Below are 20,262 nucleotides of genomic sequence, written 5' to 3' on the forward strand. Positions count from 1 at the left end.
TCCGGCATCCCTTCATCTGAAATTTCAATAATATTTACAGTTTCCCTTTCTTGATTTCCTCTACAACTGAAGGATCCAGCAGGGTAGAAATATCACCTAAATTATCCAGGTCGTTTTCGGCGATTTTACGGAGAATACGACGCATGATTTTGCCGGAACGCGTTTTAGGCAAACCACCAACGATCTGTATCTTATCCGGTTTGGCGATAGGGCCAATAATGCGGGCCACTGTTTGTGCAATATCTTTTTTCGTTAATTCCAGGTCATGTGTTAAGCGCTCCATGATCACATAGGCGTATATACCCTGTCCTTTAATATCGTGAGGATAGCCCACTACAGCGCTTTCTACTACGCCGGCGTGCATGTTAATAGCGTTTTCCACTTCTGCGGTACCGATACGGTGACCACTTACGTTGAGCACATCATCTACGCGGCCGGTAATTCTATAGTAACCGTCTTCATCCCTCAAACAGCCATCACCTGTAAAGTAGAGGTTCTCGTAAGTGGAGAAATATGTTTTGCGGAAACGTTCATGATCGCCGTAAGTGCTGCGCAGCATACCCGGCCATGGGAATTTAATACAAAGGTTACCGCTTACGCCGTTGCCTTTGAGTTCTTTACCATTTTCATCTACCAGTATCGGTTGCACACCCGGGAGGGGGAGGGTGGCATAACCTGGTTTTTCTTTGGTAATACCGGCAATCGGCGTGATCATGATACCACCGGTTTCTGTTTGCCACCAGGTATCTACGATCGGGCATTTACCTTTTCCGATATTATCCTTAAACCAATGCCATGCTTCTTCGTTGATGGGTTCACCAACGCTGCCCAGCTTTTTCAGGGAACTGAGGTCTTTATGATTAACAGGGCCGAGTCCATAGCTCATGAGGCTGCGTATCGCTGTGGGAGCGGTATAGAGGGTGTTTACCCTGAATTTATCTACAATTTCCCAGAGGCGGCCGGCATCAGGGTAGGTAGGCACCCCTTCAAACATGAGGGTGGTGGCGCCTGCGCTGAGTGGTCCGTATGCGATGTAGCTGTGTCCGGTGATCCAGCCGATATCGGCGGTGCAGAAATACACTTCGCCGGGCTGGTACTGGAAAGTATTTACAAACGTGTAGTTGGCGTATATCATATAGCCGGCGCAGGTATGTACCACGCCTTTAGGCTTGCCGGTAGAGCCGGATGTGTAAAGGATGAACAGCAGATCTTCTGCATCCATTTCCTCAGCTGGGCAGGGAGGATTGCCCATGGTTTCTACCTGTTTAATTTCATCTTCCCACCACAGGTCTCTGCCTTTCAGCATACTTACCGGCGTACGGGTGCGGGTACAAACAATTACTTTTTTTACAGAAGGACAAGCCATCAGAGCATCGTCCATAACGGATTTCAGCGGAATGTCCTTTGCTCCACGGTAGGCGCCATCGCAGGTGATAACGAGACTGCATTGTGCATCCTGTATCCTGTCGGCGATAGACTGAGCGCTGAAACCACCGAATACAACGGAGTGTACGGCACCTATACGGGCGCAGGCGAGTATCGCTATGGCGAGTTCAGGAATCATTCCCATATATATACATACACGATCTCCCTTCTTTACGCCGTTGTTTTTTAACACATTCGCAAATTGGCAAACCTTATTGTATAAGTCGCGGTAGGTAATAATACGATGGTGCTCTTCCGGATCGTTAGGCTCCCAGATGATGGCGGGTGTATTGCCCAATGTGCCCAGGTGACGATCCAGGCAGTTTTCTGTGATGTTCAGTTTTGCACCGGTAAACCATTTGATTTCCGGGTCTTTAAAATTCCAGTCCAATACCTTATCCCATTTGCGACGCCAGTAGAAATGGTCTGCCACATTGGCCCAGAAGCCTTCCGGGTCAATTACACTTTGTTGATAAGCCTGCTGATAATCTTCAATACTCTTGATCTGGTATGGGTACGACATAGCACCGTAATTGTTTATTTGGTTAAGTACATTTTGCTAACGGGCTTTAAATTTAAGAAAAACCAGATGGTTTGGTAGAAATAATCTAAAAAAACATGTTAAAAGCGGATTATTTTTCAACATAGGAGCGGAGGTATTTGTAAATATCCGCTTCTTTAGGATCGGCAGTATCGGCTGTTTTCATAAAGCGTTTATAGTGAAGAAGGGCTTGTGGTTTATTTTTAAGATGCACATCATAAATACGGCCAATGCTGTACTGGCGTAACGGCTTATGGGAAAGGTAATAGGCGGTGTCAAGATTTGTTACGGCGGCTTTGTATTGATGGAGCCCTTCATAATTCGTCGATTTGCCACTGTAATAACTATCCAGGCTTTTGGAGGTGGCGAGGTCTATGCAGGTGGTGAGTAATTCATTGCTGGCATCATAATTTTTGAGTTCCGTATAAGCCAGCGCTGCGTAATACATAATATTTTCAGCCTGGGCCCTGTTGGCCAGCAGGTATTCATATACGGCAATACATTGCTGATATTTCTTTAGCATATACCAGGCTGCTGTTACAAAGCTGAAGGTATTGGGAGAAATAATTTTCATATCCATGAGTTGTATGCCGAGGGTAGTGCAGCGGGTATAGTCCTTCAGGAACCAGGCAGATCTTACCGCGGTCATGATCACCGTTGGCTGCAGGGAATCCTTTTGCAGAAAGGAACGGAGTATACTATCGGCCCGCGCATACTGCTCTCTTTCAATCCATTCTTCCCCGAGGCGGGCGGTTACTTTGGGATCCGCGGGGTTGAGAGCGTATGCTTTTTGAAGCCATACAAATCCCGTATCGGGTTGCTGGGCTATAAAACAGGCGAAACTGCCTTGTTTATACGCATTGGCGTTGTTGGGCTGGCGCTGTATAATTTCCCTATAGTGCAGTATAGCGGGGAGCGGGCTTTCCATTTGCATACACATGCCGGCCAGGTATTGATGCGCTATTATGTTGTTGCTATCCAGCTGCAACACCCGCTCGTATTGAGTCATGGCGTCTTTTGTTTTTCCCGACAGGTAATAGGTATACGCCAATAATGATATTTGCGCAATATCGTTGTTCCGGACCCTGGGCTGCAGGTAGCTGATGGCGCTCTCATATTGTTGGTTTTGCAGGTATTCCATGAGCTGGGTACGGTCTATGGGTTGCTGTGCGGTAGCGGCTTTACCGGAAGCGACCAGCAATATAACGGCAAATAAGCGGGTTAGAAGATGACGCATAATAAGATGGTTTGTACCTTAAAACTAAGAATTTAGTTTTAAAAAGAAAAACTTAGTTGATTTAGAAAAATCTGCTGTAGAAATAAATAGAAGATCTGAAGCTGGTTAGGAGCAGGAGAGCTGGTCTGGCGATGGAGGTTGGAGGAGATAAATGTAAAGCCTTGTAAACCCGGGGTGGGGTACAAGGCTTTACAGATGAAATAAGTCGTTTTCCGGAAAATGTTTCTACAGACAGCGGATGAATGATAAGGATATTACCTGGAAGACCTTTCATATTTTCCCAGGTAATTGGCACCTGAACTATAGACTTCTTCCATAATCTCGATGATTTTTTGTTTTTCCGCGTTGCTGAGTGCAGGAATTATTTTTCCCTTTTCATTCGAATTGGGCCTGTCTTTTCCCCGCATTTTGCGGTAGAAAGTAGGTGTGCTCCAATTACATTCTTCACAAACTCTTTCTCTGAAAATAACAGGTAAACTGGAAAACTGTGTGTGAATGTCAAGTAACACATTTATTGGTTCTTTACTCATAGTGGGTAATGTTTTCTTAATTATTGGATATGGTTAACAAAATGAATTGATAATAAAATGAATCATATTTTAAAAGTTATGTTTGAGTGTAAGCAAATATATTTATAATCATGCAATTTATAATTATAAAATCTTACTTTCTTTAAAAAAAATAATGATTCGTGTAACCCTTTATGGTAAAGCATTTGGATAGATTTATAACGCGTTATTTAGGAATATTTTTAATGTATTTGCTGTGTATCCCTTACGCATTAATGAGGTGATTTGCAGGATCAATATCATAGTACTTTTTGTGTGATCAAATTGATAAATATTTATTGTTGTTTTTTTGCGTATATCCTTTACTGTTAGGCCGGACAAATATTTACCAGCGCCGTTTACAGACTTATATTTTTTTTGTTAAATTGATGGTTTTATTTACAAAATGAAATATTAATTGTTAAATTATACGGTAATACGACAGGCAACAGCCTTGTACGTAGCATCATAATTTAAAATGTAAAGGATGCAGTCGAGTCTTATACACATGGGTCACAGGTTGAAACAGATCTTGAAGCAGAAGAAAATAAAGATTGTGGACTTCGCAAGCATGGCTGGTTTTACTAATCAGATAGCGCATTATCATTTGCGGAAAAGCGATATGAAAAGGGCTACCATGGAGCGTTTCTGCTCACTTATCGGTATTACGCCTGATGAGTTTATAAGATGGAATGGCGCAATGCAGCTGGCTAATGGTAAAAATATTCATCATGGCGAGCGACTGCAAAATGTAATTGCAGAAAAAGGCCTGAATAAAAGCAAACTCGCCGGCCGCCTGGATATGAGCCGCCGGACGATGTATAATCTTTTTGAAAAGGAAAATTTTTCTCCCGACGAATTGGAGCGGGTGGCCAAAGGCCTTGATATGGGGGTAGACGCCTTTCTGAACCCGGGTACGGTACAGGAGTCCAGGGCCACCGACTCCGAGGAAATGATGTTGTTGAGAGAGAAGTATTACAAACAGCTGGAAGAATATAACCAGTTACTGAAAAGTAATGCTGCCCTTAAAGACGAATTGCAGCAGGTAAAGAAAGAACTGGCTGCCTACCGCAAGCAACACGATTAAAATTAACCCATTCCTAAACGGTTTCCACATTACTTACCGCAAAGTATTCCGCTACTTCTTCCCAGTTGTTGACTCTTTTATATTCCGTGAGGGGAAGGTTATGTGGTGCTGTGAATAATAATGGCGTGCCCTTAAAGCTGCTAAGGTTTTTGTCGTGGTCATCTATCATGTAATCTGCTTCCACAATAGTTTTGGAGCCGCAGAATACGATATTGCGCCAGCTGATAAAAGGAAAATGCTCGTTCAGCCAGGCCAGTTTCTCCGCCAGTGATAACGGGAATTCCATGGCTGCAGACACTACAAATACTTCATGTTTTTCACATAGCGCCTTTACCACTTCCTGGCTGCCTGCCATTACAGGAATATTTCTGAAGAACCCCGGTGCGCTTAATATTTTTAATGCTACTCCTTCCGGGAAAGCGCTTCCTTCCGGTATGTTGTTTAAACTTTCCGGGTCTACCACTTCGCTGTACTCTTTTTCATATACATTCAGCAGATGTTGTGTCAGATCTGCCATTACATTGTCCATGTCGATTGCTATTCTTGCCATATTTTGCTGTTTTTTGCAAAGTTATGCTATAATTTGCAGATTGTTGCAAAATATTTCATAATATTGCACAAAATGGCATGAACATGTTGAAAGAGGAAAGGCTGGATTATATCCTGAGAAAGCTGCAAACCGATCATAAGGTACTGCAGGCGGAGCTTAGCAGCGATTTGCAGGTATCGGAAGATACGGTTAGGAGAGACCTGGAATCCCTGGCGCAGAACGGGCAACTCATTAAAGTACGGGGTGGAGCGATTCCGCACTCACCCAATCCTTATTCTTTCAAGGAGCGTATTCAATATCATGAAGACGATAAGAAACATATAGCCGGTAAAGCATTGACTTATCTGCACAATGGACAAACCATTATCCTGGATGGCGGTACCTCTACATTAATGCTGGCCAAATTATTTCCGGCCAATCTGCATATCCGGGTGATCACGAACAGTGTACCTATTGTGGCGCAGCTAATAGAACATCCGGTAATAGAAGTAATTTTTACAGGCGGATTAATTGGTAAGGATTCGCAAACAGCAGGAGGAATGGATACCATTCGTATGCTGGAAAAGTTGCGGGCGGATATTTGTTTTCTTGGGATCTGCAGCCTGCATCCGGATGCGGGAGTTACCGGCCTGGATCTTGGGGAAGCGGATGTGAAAAGTGCCATGGTGGGATCGGCAAACAAAACGATCGCCCTCGCCACCAGCGATAAAATGGGCACTGCAGAGCCTTTTAAAGTGTGTGATATTACCGGGCTGGATACCATTATTACGGATAATCCGGACTTGCCTTCATTAAAACCATATATTAACCTGGGTATACAGGTGATCTGATCAGTTTAATTTTTATCTTAACCGAAGATGCTACAGGATCTGTCGATATCGATGATTAATAATAAAAGAGCTACCCGCATTGCGGTGAGTGCCTTATTTTTTCTGACCGGGCTGTGTTTTTCCAGTTGGGCCTCCCGTATTCCCGACATTCAGCAAACCCTGCATCTCAATGATGCCGGGTTGGGAAGTTTGTTGCTGGCGCTGCCGGTGGGTTCGGTAATTTCCCTGCCCATTTCAGGAGTGCTGATCTCCAAATATGGCAGCCGCCAGGTACTGTTGGTTGCAGCAGTGGCTTATGCGGCGGTTTTGCCCACGTTGGGTTTGGCTAATACCACCTGGGCGTTGAGTATTTTCCTGGTGCTGTTTGGCTTTTGCGGCAACATGGCCAATGTGGCGGTAAACACGCAGGCGGTGGGTGTGGAAGCTATTTATAACAGGTCTATTATGGCCTCCTTCCATGGCCTATGGAGTGTTGCCGGCTTTACCGGCGCGGCATTTGGCGGCTGGATGTCCGGATTGCACCTGGCTCCTGTATATCATTTTCTTATTATTGCCGGGGTTTCCTGGATGCTGATCCTGCTCACCATGAACAGGCTGGTGATGCGGGTGCCCAACGAAAACAACGCGCATGCGCTGTTTACAAAACCTGATAACCTGTTGCTGATACTGGGTATTATTGCTATGTGTTCCATGATATGTGAAGGAACGATGTTTGATTGGAGTGGGATTTATTTCAGAAGAGTGATAGCGGTGAGAGATGGATTGTCTGGTGTTGGATATGCCGCTTTTATGAGTACCATGGCTTCCGGACGCTTTGTCGCTGATTACCTGACAACCAGGTTTGGCGTTAAAAAGATGCTGTTGATAAGTGGCTTTCTGACGGCGTCGGGTTTGCTGGTGGCCGTTGTATTTCCGTATTTCCTTGCGGCAACATTTGGTTTCATGCTGGTAGGTGCGGGTGTATCGGCGGTAGTGCCGCTGGTATACAGCGCTGCCGGAAAGTCTACCAGCATACCTCCGGGGATGGCTATTGCCACGGTATCTACCATCGGATTTATGGGGTTCCTGTTCGGACCTCCTTTGATCGGTTTTGTGGCACAGGCCACCAACCTGGGCATTGCCTTTACAATGATCGCAGTAATGGGAGCTGCTATCGCGGTGATGTCTTCCAGGATAAAAATATAAACTTAAACAGCCACTGCTCCGCTTTTGTGGGGCAGTGTGCTGAAAGAAATTTCTTCTTCCCGGTGATCTATCATCAGTAAATAGTTTCCCCTGTTGTCTTCCATATCGGGCTGCTGCATGCCGGCGAGCACAGTGAGTAAGGCTTCCGGCGGATGATCAAAAGGCACCAGCCTGATGAGCGGATGTAATACGCCATCCTCAACGGCGGCATCCAGTAATGCTTCCCGTGGTAAAAAATTCAATTCGTTAATAGCCAGTTCCATGGTTACAATCTCCCGCAGATAAGGGTTTTCGATCGCGTCACTTTTTAATTTATCCAACAGGAATTCGCCAAAGATGGTGATCTCCCGCTTAAACTGCAGGTCTGATCGGTAGCTGATTTCCCAGAATTCCTCTGCCAGTGGCACCAACGCGGCACCCAATAAAAAGCAGGTATAGGGAAGCATCGTATAAATAGGGGTGATCCTGTTTACACGATACAGGGTACAGCTAACAGACATGCCGGGTTGGTGGACCACGGCTTGCAAACGCGCCTGTTCACGAGGGGTAAGGTCGTACCGTGACAGCAGAGCGGACGGGTTGTTGCGCATCTGCAGGCATAATTGCGGGGACGCAATCAGGTCTGTTAAAGCTTTCTGAAATGATAAGAGTGACATAGCTTCAGGTATGATAAAGGTTCCAGGCTGCTTTCGCCCTGTTCAACTCACGGGTAATACCGTCGAATTGCAACAGGTGAAAATATGATTCGTGAAACTCGAAAGTAATACCACATAAATTGGGTACTAACGGTAACGTATAATCGAGAAGCTCCCAAACCGCCGGGGGACAAGGACCTGCGTGTGAATCGGTATACATGCCGCCCAGCTCATTGCCGCCTGCAATATGGATTTCGATGACTTTGTCCAGCTCAAGTTGTGCAATAAATTGTTTGGGGTCGAAATGATGATTTACCGCGTTCGTATATACGTTATGGATGTCGAGCAGCAGTCCGCAGGAGGTATCGTGCGACAGCTCATTCAGGAAAGCGGTTTCACTTAATTCCTGATCGGGCAGGTCAATAAAGTAAACATTGTTTTCTACCAGGAAAGGGGTGCTGATAACGCGTTTGATGGCATTTATCCTGCCACCTATCATGTCCAGTACTTCATAATCATACGGCACGGGAACTGCCAGTCCCGCGTTATGTTCTTCCTGTTGATCGTTATGTACTTTTACAAAAGACAGGTGATCGCTATGCCATTTAAACTGGTAGCGCGCATGCCATTCCTTCATTTTCTGCAGGTAGGTTTTATCGAAGATACCCGCACTGCCAAGGGAATAGGAGATATTGTGAGAAGTAAGCGGATACTGTGCGGCGATTTTGTCGAGCACTTTCATCCAGGACTCTATCTCTTCAAATCGTTCGGGCTGGCGGCTTCCACGGTCGGTCCAGAACATGTCCGGGATAATTTCCACATAGTCGCAGGTGTCGGGGCAGGCATCCAGGTATAATTCAAGGGAGGGGTTGTACAGCAATCCAACACCCAGTTGAGGTATGCTTTGCTGGTAAAGGTGACCTACCCTGGCTGATGATATGACTTGTGACATGGTAAGTAGTTTAATAACCGTCCCGGTGGTGCCGGGACGGTGTAACAGCATTAACGGTGAGTGGCAGCAATGTCTTTGATGACAGCCATTTTGTCGAGATCCACTTTAATCACTTCTTCCAGTTTTTCCCGGATGTTGAAGTGAACGCCGGACAGACAAGCCTGGCAGCCACGGGGGTTAATTTGTTTGATCACCATAGATTGTAACTTGGTGAGTTCTTCCAGTTTGGTGCCTTTGGGAACGGCGAGATCTACATGGCCGTTATCACCATAATGTACTTCAGCTGTACGCATGACATTTGATTTTTGGGGGTGTAAAATGTTTGTTGAAAACGAAATGCAGTAACTCCCTGCGGGCAGGGCTGTTGTAGTGTTTAGTGCCAGTCTTTTGGGGTTGTGCAGTTTGCTGACTGCGGATAATAAAGGTAGGGTAATATTGGGAAAACTTGATAAGTATTTATACGGAAAATATAGTGGTTAACAGCATTGCCAGCTGGCTTCAAATGCAACATTTATCCCATGTAAAACTTAGTGTATTTAACACTGCCCGCAAAAAAACTTCGCCCCAAACAAAATTATTTTCGCTTTATAAATTTCAAATCACGTAACTTTGCACGATTTTTTTGTTCCCTCATACGGCAGGAAAATCAATTTGGTTTTTCATTTTCAATAGATTACACAAATGCCAAAAGACTCATCTATCAAATCTGTACTCATTATCGGTTCTGGACCCATTATTATTGGTCAGGCTTGCGAATTTGACTATTCCGGTTCCCAGGCAGCACGTTCGCTGCGGGAAGAAGGAATTAAAGTGATATTGATTAATTCCAACCCGGCTACCATCATGACGGATCCTATGATGGCCGATAAGGTTTATTTGCTGCCACTGACCGTGGAAAGCATTGAGCAGATCCTGGAAGAAAACCAGATAGATGCTGTATTGCCTACAATGGGCGGCCAGACTGCGCTGAACCTATGTAAGGAAGTAGACGAACTGGGAATATGGGAAAAGAACAACGTTCGCCTGATCGGAGTTGATATCAAAGCGATCGACAAAGCGGAAGACCGGGAACAGTTCCGTCAATGGATGATTCAACTGGGTATACCGGTTGCTCCTGCCAGAACAGCCAACTCCTACCTGGAAGGAAAAGAGTTTGCACAGGAAATAGGCTTCCCGCTGGTAATCCGTCCTTCCTTTACCCTTGGTGGTACCGGTGGAGGATTCGTACACAGTAAAGATGACCTGGATGAAGCCCTGGACCGTGGTTTGAAAGCTTCTCCAATTCACGAGGTACTGGTAGAAAAAGCCGTACTCGGATGGAAAGAATATGAACTGGAATTATTGCGCGATAAAAATGACAACGTAGTTATCATCTGTACCGTGGAAAACCTGGACCCGATGGGTATTCACACCGGGGACTCCATCACAGTAGCGCCTGCCATGACCCTGAGCGATACCGCTTTCCAGGACATGCGTAACAAAGCGATGATGATGATGCGCGACCTCGGCAACTTTGCCGGAGGTTGTAATGTGCAGTTTTCCCTGAATCCGGAAAACGAAGAGCTGATTGCGATTGAAATTAATCCGCGTGTAAGCCGCTCTTCTGCCCTGGCTTCCAAGGCAACCGGTTACCCGATTGCAAAAATTGCCGCTAAACTGGCAATAGGTTATACACTGGACGAACTGGAAAACCAGATCACCAAAACAACTTCTGCCTTCTTTGAACCGGCGCTGGACTATGTTATCGTAAAAATGCCACGCTGGAACTTTGATAAATTCAAAGGAGCTGATGATACCCTGGGACTGCAAATGAAATCAGTAGGAGAGGTGATGTCTATTGGCCGCACTTTCCCTGAAGCGCTGCAGAAAGCCTGCCAGAGCCTCGAAAACGACGCACTCGGTTTGGGTTACTACGGTAAATCACTCATGAAGAGCGAGCAGCTGGTTGAAAAACTGAAACGCCCTACCTGGGATCGTATATTCCGTATCAAAGATGCTTTGATGGCAGGAGTATCCGTAAAACATATCCATCAGCTTACTTTCATCGACCGCTGGTTCCTGCACCAGATACAGGATATCGTAAACCTGGAGAAGCAACTGCTGGAGCATGACCTGCAGAGCGTTCCGCTGGAAATGCTGAAAGACGCCAAGAAAATGGGCTTCTCCGATGCACAGCTGTCTGTTCTCTTTGGCGACTGCGATGAAGATGAAGTATATGCCAAACGTAAGGAACTGGGGATTCGCCGCACCTTCAAAATGGTAGATACCTGCAGCGCAGAGTTTGAAGCGAAAACACCTTACTTCTATTCTACTTTTGATACCGAAAACGAAAGCAAGGTTAGCGACAGGAAGAAGATCGTTGTACTTGGTTCCGGTCCAAACAGGATTGGTCAGGGTATTGAGTTCGACTACTGCTGTACACACGGTCTGCAGGCGATCCAGGATTGCGGATATGAAGCAATCATGGTAAACTGTAACCCGGAAACAGTATCCACCGATTTCGACATGGCCGATAAATTATACTTCGAGCCGGTGTTCTGGGAGAATCTGTGGGAGATCATTGAGCTGGAAAAACCGGAAGGCGTGATCGTTCAGCTGGGTGGACAAACCGCGCTGAAACTCGCCAAACGACTGGAAGCAAACGGGGTGAAAATCATCGGTACTTCTTTCGATAACATGGATATTGCAGAAGACCGTGGCCGTTTCTCCGATATGCTGAAAGAACTGGGTATTCCTTATCCTAAATATGGTACCGCCTACAACACCGACGATGCGATTGATGTGGCGAAGGAAGTTGGCTACCCTGTACTGGTGCGTCCTTCCTATGTATTAGGTGGTCAGCGTATGAGGATCGTTATCAATGAAGAGGAGCTGGAAGAATCTGTACTGAGTTTGCTGAGACATTTACCAGGCAACAAAATATTGATTGATCACTTCCTGGATCGTTGCCAGGAGGCAGAGATAGATGGTATCTTTGATGGCACCGACTTCCATGTAATGGGTGTAATGGAGCATATTGAACCAGCCGGTATCCACAGCGGTGACAGCCATGCATTACTGCCGGCTTTCAACCTGTCGCCGATCGAAGTAACCACGATGGAGTACTACGCAGAAAAGATTGCACGTGCATTGAATATCCGCGGCCTCATTAACATACAGTTTGCCATTAAAGATGGTAATGTATTTGTGATTGAAGCCAATCCACGCGCATCACGAACTACACCGTTTATTGCCAAAGCTTACCAGGTACCTTACCTGAACATTGCCACCAAGGTAATGATCGGCGCCAATAAGTTGAAAGACTTTACCATTGAAAAGAAACTTACCGGTTTTGCTATCAAGGAGCCTGTATTTTCTTTCAATAAATTCCCCGGCGTAAACAAAGAACTCGGACCTGAAATGAAATCAACCGGTGAAGCCATCCGCTTCATTAAAGATCTGCGTGATCCTTATTTCAGACAATTGTTCAAAGAAAAAAGTATGTATCTATCGAAGTAGCTGTTAGCCTTTAGCGGTTAGCTGTTACCAGGTAATATTTAACAATAAAAGCCATCGGAGCGTGTTATCGTCGCTTCGATGGCTTTTGTTTATGTGTTGCTGTTGCTAAAAATTAACAAGCCAATAGCCGTCAATATTTAACAAAAAAGCCATCGGAGCGTGTTATCATCGCTTCGATGGCTTTTATTTATGTCTTCGCTTTTACTAAAAGCTAACTGCTAACAAGCTAATACCTAAAACAACAGAGCCTGATAAAAATCAGGCTCCTTCTTTTCCCTCAAAATAACCATTAAAGACACGACTATTGAATCTTGATACAATTCAAATAGCGTGACCGGTAATGCAGTTTACAAATAATATTATATTTAAAAGAGATGTTAACTAATCAATAACAGATGCGAATATTTGTTATTTTTAAATAATTGACTTTTAATTATTTAAATAGTCGTTAATAATTGTTTGTTAATAGGTATTTTTCACTGAAAAGAGAAAGTTGCCAAGTTATCATATAAAAATACGATAGTAGAAAATGAGCTCGCATTTACATTTCCAAAACACTTTTTCGGGAATGAAATATTAGGTTCGTAGTCCTGATAAAAAGTTAACCCGCATGCATTTTGAATCTACCTTGTTTGTTGTCATGGGTTGGAAGCGTGCGCCTTTCCTGCGCATCCTTGTTCCACTGCTGGCCGGCATCTGTTTACAGCTTTATGTTTCTTTGTTCCTCCTGCCTTTGTTGATAATGGCAGGGATCAGCGCCGGGGGGATACTGTTGTTCCGGTTTTTGCCCCTGCAATGGCGTTTTGCTGCTTCGTGGATCCCCGGTGTACTGATATTTATGTTCCTTTACTGCGCCGGCAGCCTGTTACTTTATAAGGCGGATATCCGTCATCAGAAATGGTTTTATGGAAATTTTATCGCAGATTCCTCCCTGCTTTTACTACAGATAAACGAACCTTTGCAGGAAAAGACCCACACTTATAAAACAACCGCCAAAGTAATTGCTGTACATCAGCAGGGCCAATGGGTGCCCGTTAAAGGCTGTTTGCTGCTCTATTTTGCGAAAGATAGCTGTCTGCCCGGATTAGTGTATGGCGACAGGATAGTTGCCTTAAAACGGCCTGAAATGATCAAAAGCAGTGGTAACCCCGGCGCATTTAATTACCGGCAATATTGTGTTACCCAACAACTCTATCACCAGCTTTATCTGCGCATCACGGATTTTTACCCGTTGCATCGTAATGGTGGCAACCCGGTAAGCAGGTGGTTGTTAAAAGCGAGGTACTATTGTCTCAATAACCTTAAACAATACATTGGCAACGGACCGGAAGCCGGGATGGCGGAAGCGCTGTTAATCGGCTACCGGCAGGATCTGGACAAAGACGTGGTGCAGGCTTACAGTAATACCGGTATTGTACACGTAATTGCTATTTCAGGCATGCACCTGGCTCTCTTATATGGTACGCTGCTGTGGTGTTTGCAATGGTTGCCGGTCTGCAAAAGCACCAATTTGCTGAAAGCGACCGTGATTCTGGTGGTGCTCTGGGGCTTCGCCTTACTTACCGGCGCTTCTGCTTCGGTACTTCGTTCTGCCGTAATGTTTACAGGAATCACAACAGGACGTTTTATACTGGACCGTTACAGCAGTATCTATAATACACTTACCGCTTCAGCTACCGTACTGTTATGCTTTAATCCCTACCTCGCCATAGATGCGGGTTTTCAACTCTCTTACCTGGCGGTGCTCAGCATCCTGCTTTTTTATCCGCCTGTTTACCGGCTTTGGGAGATGAAAAGAAAATGGGCCAACCTGGTGTGGCAAATGGTGGCCCTGTCGCTCGCAGCTCAACTGATGACTACGCCGGTAAGTCTGTTTTACTTTCACCAGTTTCCCAATTATTTCCTGCTGGCCAATCTGATAGCGGTTCCGCTGTCTACCGTTATTATTTATGGAGAAGTCATCCTGCTGTTACTGGCTCCCTTCCGCATGGCGGCGGTATGGATCGGCCGGGCACTTAAATACGGGATATGGGCTATGAACAACAGTATAAAATGGTTGGGTGATTTGCCGCATGCACTTATTACCAACATCCACTGGTCCCTGTTACAAACCGTTTTTGCTTATGGTATCATCGCCGGACTGGCGGCCTGGTGGCTGCTGAAATGGCGTACGGGGGGCTTGCTGGGGCTTTTATGTTTGTGGGGCTGTGTATTGGTTTATGCCGCTGATGTAACGATAGCTGACAACCAGCGTAAGATCATTGTTTATAACGTTCCCGCCCATACGGCAATCGATTGTGTAGAAGGTGGCCGGGCGCAGTTTACCGGCGATGATAGTATATGGCAGTTACCCGCAGCGCAGGTACTTAATTGTACCAGGAACGAATGGAGGGCGGAAACGGGCCGGCCCGCCGGCTTTCAACAGTATGGACACTGTATCAGTTTCCACGGCAAACGGTTGCTGATCATTGATAGCGCCTTGCCTGCATATCTCCCGGTGAAGAAATTTAAAACGGATTACATTTTATTAGCAGGTAATTCATTCGTGGATATTAAACAACTGGGTGGCTGGTACGAGTTTGATATGCTCATTTTTGCAGCATCCAACAGTGTACGCCGAACAGAAAAGTGGCAACGGATATGTGATACGCTTGGATGGAAATACCATGCGGTTGGAGAAACCGGGGCTTTCATCTATAGCTTTCCCTAGCGGGCATTGACATATCAATTCTTTGGATTTAAATAGCTCATAAATAAATATTTAGGAGTCTTTTCCAGGGATAAAACTCCTCCGGTTAGATTGATAAATGGAAAAATGATTGTTACGTGTTAACTTTGCGCTTCTTTTCGGTTCCGGACCAGGGGACCTATGTTATTAATTTCTAATGTTTTCCATTCATGCAAAAGCAAATTAAATCAGCTTTGATCTCCGTTTTCTATAAAGATAACCTGGAGAACATTGTTAAAAAGTTAGGTGAACAGGGTGTTACCATCTATTCTACCGGCGGTACACAAAAATTTATTGAGGACCTCGGAGTGAAATGTGTGGCAGTTGAAGACCTGACCGCTTACCCTTCTATTTTGGGTGGACGTGTTAAAACACTGCATCCGAAAGTATTTGGTGGTATTCTGGCCCGTCGCGATAATCCGCAGGACCTGGAACAGCTGAAGGAATACCAGATCCCCGAAATTGACCTGGTAATTGTAGACCTGTATCCATTTGAGGAAACAGTAAAGAGCACCAGCGTAGAACAAACCATCATCGAAAAAATTGATATAGGCGGCGTTTCCCTCATCCGTGCTGCCGGCAAAAACTACAAAGATGTAGTGATTGTGGCATCGAAAGATCAATACGCGGACCTGGAGAAAGTATTAACCGACAACAATGGCGCTACCACTATTGAAGATCGCAGAAGCTTCGCTGCCAAAGCATTTGAAGTATGCGCTCACTACGATGTAGCCATCTCACAATACTTCCTCAATAACGAGCCTGGTGTTAACTTCCAGCTTTCCGTTCCCCAGGGCCAGGTAAACCGTTATGGAGAAAATCCGCACCAGCGTGGTGTATTCTACGGTAACCTCGACGAAGTTTTCAATAAACTCCACGGTAAAGAACTGTCGTTCAACAACCTCGTGGATGTAGACGCTGCCTGCCAGCTGATCCAGGAGTTTGAAGCCACTACTTTTGCGGTAATTAAACATACCAATGTTTGCGGTATTGCTTCCCGCGCAACGCTGAAAGAAGCCTGGGAAGCCGCATTGGCCGGTGATAAAGAAAGCGCCTTCGGTGGCGTGTTGGTTACCAACCAGGTGATCGACAAAACCACCGCTGAATCCATCAGCGAAATCTTCTTTGAAATCCTGATTGCACCGGGATTTGACGCAGATGCCCTGACTGTATTGCAGGCTAAAAAGAACCGTATTCTCCTGGAACAGAAACAACCGGTGAAAAGCAAATACATGTTCAAAAATGTATTGAACGGCGTATTGCTGCAGGACAGCGACAATGGCAGCTACAAGGAATGGAATGAAGTAGGCGCCCGCGCCGCCACGCCAGCAGAGAAATCTGACCTGGAATTTGCCAATATCGTTTGCAAACACCTGAAATCAAACGCCATCGCACTGGTAAAAGATAAACAGCTCATCGGTAAAGGTTGCGGACAAACCTCCCGTATCGATGCGTTGCGTCATGCTATTGAAAAAGCCGGACAGTTCAGCTTTGACCTGAAAGGCGCTGTAATGGCTTCCGATGCGTTCTTCCCGTTCAATGACTGTGTAAGCATTGCATATGAACACGGGATTAATGCAGTGATTCAACCTGGTGGCTCTATGAGAGACAACGACTCTGTTGAATTCTGCAAAGAACATGATATGGTAATGGTAATGACAGGAATGCGCCACTTCAGGCACTAGCTCTTAGCTTTTAGCTGATAGCAAGCGGATAAGATAACAGGAGGGCACCGGATTTTTCCGGTGCTTTCTCATTTTAACGACTTAATATTCGAAAAAAAATAATAGTATTGTTGACTTGTAAATCAGCATAATTCTTAAAAAAAGCTACCGGCGTGAGGCCAACAGCTACCCGATGTCGTTTATTCAACAAAATATCATGCAGGATGCAGAGGATACAGATTTGATCCGGGAGTATAAAACTACCGGCAAACTGGATTTTCTGGCCGCCCTTTACCAGCGCTATATGAGCCTGGTATACGGGGTGTGTCTTAAATATTTTGATGAAGATGCCAGTAAGGACGCAGTTATGCAGATCTTTGAAGAGCTGATTGGGAAGTTAAAACAGCACGAAGTCCAGAATTTTAAAAGCTGGCTCCATGTCCTGACCCGCAATCATTGTTTGATGAAGCTGCGGGCCATGAAAAACAAAGAATCCAGGCAGGTGTCAATAGATGATCACCCTGTTGTGGAAAATGAAGAAATAGGGCATCATGAAAACGGGATGACCCTGGAAGATAACCTCCAGAGCATGGAAAAATGCCTGGAAACCTTACCGGAAGAACAAAAACGTAGTGTTGACCTGTTTTATCTGCAGGAAAAGAGCTACCGGGAAGTAAGCGTTATTACCGGGTATGAAATGAACAAGGTGAAAAGCTATATCCAGAACGGAAAGCGTAACCTGAAAATATGTATGGAACAACAGGATGTCTGACAAGCGACCACATATAAAACCGGAGGCACTCGCCGCACTCATCCGCCAATACCTGGCGGGAGAGCTGGACGATAAAGCCATGCATGACCTGGAGCGTCAGGCCCTGGACGATCCGTTCCTGGCCGACGCCCTCGAAGGGTATGCATTGCATCCGCCGGAACAGCAGTCGCAACAGGCAGATCTGACTTTCCGTTTGGAGGCCAGAATAGCACCTAAGCAGGCGAAAGTGCGCATTATGTACTACCGCTGGGCTGCCGCCGCTGCCATCCTGTTACTTATGTGTACGGCCGGATGGTTCCTGCTGGAACAACAACGCACGCCTGTGCCTGTAGCGGGTGTGCAGCTTCCTGTACTTGCTCCTGTGGCCGATTCCGCTCCTCAAACCGAACACAGTACAGCGCCTGCGGCTGAGCTGGCGAGTGCCGACCAACCGGTTAAAGCCGATCAGCTGGCAAAAAAGACAGCCCCGCCCGCGCCCGCCGTTCCAAATACCTACAAATTAAAAGAGCAGAAGGCAGCACTGCAATCTGCTGATGCGGATACCAGGAATATAGACCCGGCACCCGCTGCTGCTGCTCCGGTAACCCCGGCACCCGTACCGCTGGCTTTAAACAGAAAAGAGGACAAGGCATTTGCAGCGAAGGCAGAAAAGCAGGCCGAAAGTACTGCCAACTATAATTTAATTACGCCCGCCGAAAAACAACGTCAACAACATTATATCGGTCAGCCGGATAGCTCATCCAAAGGGCTGAATGAAGTGGTGGTAGTGGGTTATGGCGCACAAAAGAAACAATCGGTAAGTGGCTCGACAGTGGTTATCCGGGGCATGTCTACTGTGCGAGGCGACTCGGCCAATATAGGAGGTGCGTTAGCAGGAAAGACAGCCGGCGTCAACGTTATTGCCAAGGGTACATCAGAGGATGATGAAATAGTATATCATGCCCCTGCACCGGTAACGGGGCAAACAGCTTTTGATAATTATCTCCGGACCAAAACCATCAACCCGGAAAATAAATATACGGGTACAGTGCGTGTGTCCTTCACCGTTATGCCTGACGGATCATTGCAGGACTTCAGGATATTTCGCCATCTGAATGAGATTTGCGATGCTGAGGCCATCAGGGTAATTAAAGAAGGGCCGGCATGGATACCTGCTTCAGACGGGAAACCCGCTAAAGTAAAAGTAAGGGTGAAATTTACGGCAGGTAAGAATTAATACTTATTCCGCTCTTTCCATTGCTGGTTAAAGGATTTGGCGGCAAACACCGGCAGTTCACGGTTGTCTCCCCAGCTTTTTGCAAAAAATTTGCGCAGCAGGAAATTCTTCATTTTACCACTGGCCATATTCATCATCTTGCGGCTGTTACAGCCCTGTTTCCAGACATACCAGGCAAATTTTTCGCCGCCGGAAGTGTAATTTTCTTCCACGGCTTTCTGCCGGTTATGCAACAGTAATTCATGGAGATTGATGCGTACAGGGCATACCTCGGTGCAGTTACCACACAGGGAAGACGCAAAACTCAGGTGCATATACGAATCCATTCCTTTAAGATGCGGCGTAATCACCGAACCAATAGGCCCGCTGTAGGTAGCTGCATAGGAGTGGCCGCCAATATTTTTGTAAACGGGGCAGGCATTCAAACAGGAACCGCAACGGATGCAGTATAAGCTTTCCCGGGCGGTAGTGTCCTGGAGAATATTGGTGCGGCCGTTGTCCATCAGGATTACATACATCTCTTCAGGGCCATCCGTTTCTCCTTCCTGTCTTGGACCGCTGAAAATACTGTTATATGCGGTCACCTGCTGTCCGGTGCCATAAGTAGCCAGCAGTGGCCAGAATAGCGCCAGATCAGCGATAGAAGGGAGTACTTTTTCGATACCCACCAATACAATATGTGTTTTTGGAAAAGCAGTTGTTAAACGCGCATTACCTTCATTTTCCGTAACGGCTACAGAGCCGGTGTCGGCTAAGATAAAGTTAGCGCCGGTAATACCGATTTCCGCTTCCAGGTATTTGTGACGCAGTTTGTCGCGGGCTACGAGGGTGAGTTGTTCCGGTGTAAGACCCGGATCGGTACCCAGTTTCTCGGCAAAAAGGCGGGCTACATCTTCCTTGCTTTTGTGCATGGCTGGTGTAACAATATGGTAGGGCGGTTCCCCATCCAGTTGCTGTATGTATTCTCCCAGATCAGTTTCCACGCATTCAATGCCATTACTTTCCATAAAAGCATTCAGGTGTACTTCTTCTGTAGCCATGGATTTGCTTTTCACAATGCTTTTGCATTGTTTGGCCCTGCATATGGCGAGTATTTCCTGCTGCACCTGTTCGGCGGTTTCGGCCCAGATTACTTTGCCGCCACGGCGGGTGAAGTTCTGTTCAAATTCTTCGAGGTGATTATCCAGGTGCTCAATGGCTCTCCACTTAATGTTCTTGGCTCGTTCCCTGGCGCCGGGTAAATCCGAAAACTGTTGTTTACCGGCCTTTACAGCTGTATTGTATTTACTTATATTGAAGTTGATGGTCTGCCGGTGACCCAGATCAGACGCCTTTTTTTCACTTTCTTCGAGAAAAGTAGATGCTATTTGATGCATAAGCAAGCAATATTCCTA

At 45.9% G+C, this 20,262-nt stretch carries 16 protein-coding genes; 8 read left to right on the forward strand and 8 right to left on the reverse strand.

Annotated elements, in window-relative coordinates:
* Window positions 1-34: 34 nt before the first annotated feature.
* The 3 genes from acs to KE626_RS13805 form a co-directional block, all read right to left on the reverse strand.
* Window positions 35-1,948 carry an acetate--CoA ligase gene (gene acs, locus KE626_RS13795; RefSeq protein ID WP_211973503.1) on the reverse strand — a complete coding sequence of 638 codons (1,914 nt, stop codon included), beginning with the start codon at window positions 1,946-1,948 and terminating at the stop codon, window positions 35-37.
* Between the two features lie 109 nt (window positions 1,949-2,057).
* Window positions 2,058-3,203 carry a tetratricopeptide repeat protein gene (locus KE626_RS13800; protein WP_211973504.1) on the reverse strand — a complete coding sequence of 382 codons (1,146 nt, stop codon included), beginning with the start codon at window positions 3,201-3,203 and terminating at the stop codon, window positions 2,058-2,060.
* Between the two features lie 254 nt (window positions 3,204-3,457).
* Window positions 3,458-3,733, reverse strand: a complete 276-nt coding sequence (locus tag KE626_RS13805; RefSeq protein WP_211973505.1) for a hypothetical protein — start codon at window positions 3,731-3,733, stop codon at window positions 3,458-3,460.
* Window positions 3,734-4,238: 505 nt separating this feature from the next.
* Between KE626_RS13805 and KE626_RS13810 the strand changes: the two genes are divergently transcribed.
* Complete coding sequence (locus KE626_RS13810) at window positions 4,239-4,838, forward strand: helix-turn-helix domain-containing protein (RefSeq protein WP_211973506.1); 600 nt, start codon at window positions 4,239-4,241, stop codon at window positions 4,836-4,838.
* A 13-nt stretch (window positions 4,839-4,851) separates the two neighbouring features.
* Here the strand turns inward: KE626_RS13810 and KE626_RS13815 are convergent, their stop codons facing one another.
* Window positions 4,852-5,388: a 5' nucleotidase, NT5C type gene (locus KE626_RS13815; RefSeq protein ID WP_211973507.1), complete on the reverse strand. Its 537-nt coding sequence runs from the start codon at window positions 5,386-5,388 to the stop codon at window positions 4,852-4,854.
* A gap of 83 nt (window positions 5,389-5,471) precedes the next feature.
* Here KE626_RS13815 and KE626_RS13820 point away from each other — a divergent pair, with 83 nt between their 5' ends.
* Together KE626_RS13820 and KE626_RS13825 are read left to right on the forward strand one after the other, a co-directional pair.
* Window positions 5,472-6,218, forward strand: coding sequence for a DeoR/GlpR family DNA-binding transcription regulator (locus KE626_RS13820; protein WP_211973508.1), 747 nt, complete (start codon window positions 5,472-5,474; stop codon window positions 6,216-6,218).
* Window positions 6,219-6,245: 27 nt separating this feature from the next.
* Window positions 6,246-7,403, forward strand: a complete 1,158-nt coding sequence (locus tag KE626_RS13825; protein WP_211973509.1) for an MFS transporter — start codon at window positions 6,246-6,248, stop codon at window positions 7,401-7,403.
* Between the two features lie 2 nt (window positions 7,404-7,405).
* Here KE626_RS13825 and KE626_RS13830 read toward each other — a convergent pair whose 3' ends face one another.
* The 3 genes from KE626_RS13830 to KE626_RS13840 are packed head-to-tail and all read right to left on the reverse strand — an operon-like array spanning window position 7,406 to window position 9,283.
* Window positions 7,406-8,059, reverse strand: coding sequence for a hypothetical protein (locus KE626_RS13830; RefSeq protein WP_211973510.1), 654 nt, complete (start codon window positions 8,057-8,059; stop codon window positions 7,406-7,408).
* Window positions 8,060-8,063: 4 nt separating this feature from the next.
* The gene (locus tag KE626_RS13835) at window positions 8,064-8,990 is read right to left on the reverse strand and encodes an MbnB/TglH/ChrH family RiPP precursor modification enzyme (protein WP_211973511.1); all 927 of its coding nucleotides are present in this window, start codon (window positions 8,988-8,990) and stop codon (window positions 8,064-8,066) included.
* Between the two features lie 50 nt (window positions 8,991-9,040).
* Window positions 9,041-9,283, reverse strand: coding sequence for a hypothetical protein (locus KE626_RS13840; RefSeq protein ID WP_211973512.1), 243 nt, complete (start codon window positions 9,281-9,283; stop codon window positions 9,041-9,043).
* 388 nt (window positions 9,284-9,671) lie between these two features.
* On the opposite strand from KE626_RS13840, the gene carB reads away from it, so the two are divergent.
* From carB to KE626_RS13865, 5 genes are all read left to right on the forward strand, one after another.
* Window positions 9,672-12,488, forward strand: coding sequence for a carbamoyl-phosphate synthase large subunit (carB, locus tag KE626_RS13845; protein ID WP_211973513.1), 2,817 nt, complete (start codon window positions 9,672-9,674; stop codon window positions 12,486-12,488).
* Window positions 12,489-13,098: 610 nt separating this feature from the next.
* Window positions 13,099-15,198 (forward strand): ComEC/Rec2 family competence protein, encoded by a 2,100-nt coding sequence (locus tag KE626_RS13850; RefSeq protein WP_211973514.1) that lies wholly within the window; start codon window positions 13,099-13,101, stop codon window positions 15,196-15,198.
* A 188-nt stretch (window positions 15,199-15,386) separates the two neighbouring features.
* Complete coding sequence (gene purH / locus KE626_RS13855; protein WP_211973515.1) at window positions 15,387-16,901, forward strand: bifunctional phosphoribosylaminoimidazolecarboxamide formyltransferase/IMP cyclohydrolase; 1,515 nt, start codon at window positions 15,387-15,389, stop codon at window positions 16,899-16,901.
* Between the two features lie 172 nt (window positions 16,902-17,073).
* Entirely contained in the window at window positions 17,074-17,652 is a 579-nt protein-coding gene (locus tag KE626_RS13860) for an RNA polymerase sigma factor (RefSeq protein ID WP_211973516.1), read from the forward strand.
* Window positions 17,645-18,868: an energy transducer TonB gene (locus KE626_RS13865; protein ID WP_211973517.1), complete on the forward strand. Its 1,224-nt coding sequence runs from the start codon at window positions 17,645-17,647 to the stop codon at window positions 18,866-18,868. Before KE626_RS13860 ends, KE626_RS13865 begins: the two co-directional genes overlap by 8 nt.
* Here KE626_RS13865 and KE626_RS13870 read toward each other — a convergent pair.
* Entirely contained in the window at window positions 18,865-20,244 is a 1,380-nt protein-coding gene (locus tag KE626_RS13870) for a LutB/LldF family L-lactate oxidation iron-sulfur protein (RefSeq protein ID WP_211973518.1), read from the reverse strand. The two genes, KE626_RS13865 and KE626_RS13870, sit on opposite strands and share 4 nt — an antisense overlap.
* Window positions 20,245-20,262: the final 18 nt, after the last annotated feature.

It is taken from the genome of Chitinophaga hostae (genome assembly GCF_018224885.1).
Classification (GTDB): domain Bacteria; phylum Bacteroidota; class Bacteroidia; order Chitinophagales; family Chitinophagaceae; genus Chitinophaga; species Chitinophaga hostae.

Excerpts from the sequence above, each read along its gene's own strand:
- KE626_RS13820 (WP_211973508.1), top strand. The coding sequence starts at position 5,472 with ATGTTGAAAGAGGAAAGGCTGGATTATATCCTGAGAAAGCTGCAAACC.
- KE626_RS13870 (WP_211973518.1), bottom strand. The coding sequence starts at position 20,244 with ATGCATCAAATAGCATCTACTTTTCTCGAAGAAAGTGAAAAAAAGGCG.
- KE626_RS13835 (WP_211973511.1), bottom strand. The coding sequence starts at position 8,990 with ATGTCACAAGTCATATCATCAGCCAGGGTAGGTCACCTTTACCAGCAA.
- KE626_RS13850 (WP_211973514.1), top strand. The coding sequence starts at position 13,099 with ATGCATTTTGAATCTACCTTGTTTGTTGTCATGGGTTGGAAGCGTGCG.
- purH (WP_211973515.1), top strand. The coding sequence starts at position 15,387 with ATGCAAAAGCAAATTAAATCAGCTTTGATCTCCGTTTTCTATAAAGAT.
- KE626_RS13800 (WP_211973504.1), bottom strand. The coding sequence starts at position 3,203 with ATGCGTCATCTTCTAACCCGCTTATTTGCCGTTATATTGCTGGTCGCT.
- KE626_RS13805 (WP_211973505.1), bottom strand. The coding sequence starts at position 3,733 with ATGAGTAAAGAACCAATAAATGTGTTACTTGACATTCACACACAGTTT.
- acs (WP_211973503.1), bottom strand. The coding sequence starts at position 1,948 with ATGTCGTACCCATACCAGATCAAGAGTATTGAAGATTATCAGCAGGCT.
- carB (WP_211973513.1), top strand. The coding sequence starts at position 9,672 with ATGCCAAAAGACTCATCTATCAAATCTGTACTCATTATCGGTTCTGGA.
- KE626_RS13815 (WP_211973507.1), bottom strand. The coding sequence starts at position 5,388 with ATGGCAAGAATAGCAATCGACATGGACAATGTAATGGCAGATCTGACA.
- KE626_RS13810 (WP_211973506.1), top strand. The coding sequence starts at position 4,239 with ATGCAGTCGAGTCTTATACACATGGGTCACAGGTTGAAACAGATCTTG.
- KE626_RS13825 (WP_211973509.1), top strand. The coding sequence starts at position 6,246 with ATGCTACAGGATCTGTCGATATCGATGATTAATAATAAAAGAGCTACC.
- KE626_RS13830 (WP_211973510.1), bottom strand. The coding sequence starts at position 8,059 with ATGTCACTCTTATCATTTCAGAAAGCTTTAACAGACCTGATTGCGTCC.
- KE626_RS13840 (WP_211973512.1), bottom strand. The coding sequence starts at position 9,283 with ATGCGTACAGCTGAAGTACATTATGGTGATAACGGCCATGTAGATCTC.
- KE626_RS13860 (WP_211973516.1), top strand. The coding sequence starts at position 17,074 with ATGTCGTTTATTCAACAAAATATCATGCAGGATGCAGAGGATACAGAT.
- KE626_RS13865 (WP_211973517.1), top strand. The coding sequence starts at position 17,645 with ATGTCTGACAAGCGACCACATATAAAACCGGAGGCACTCGCCGCACTC.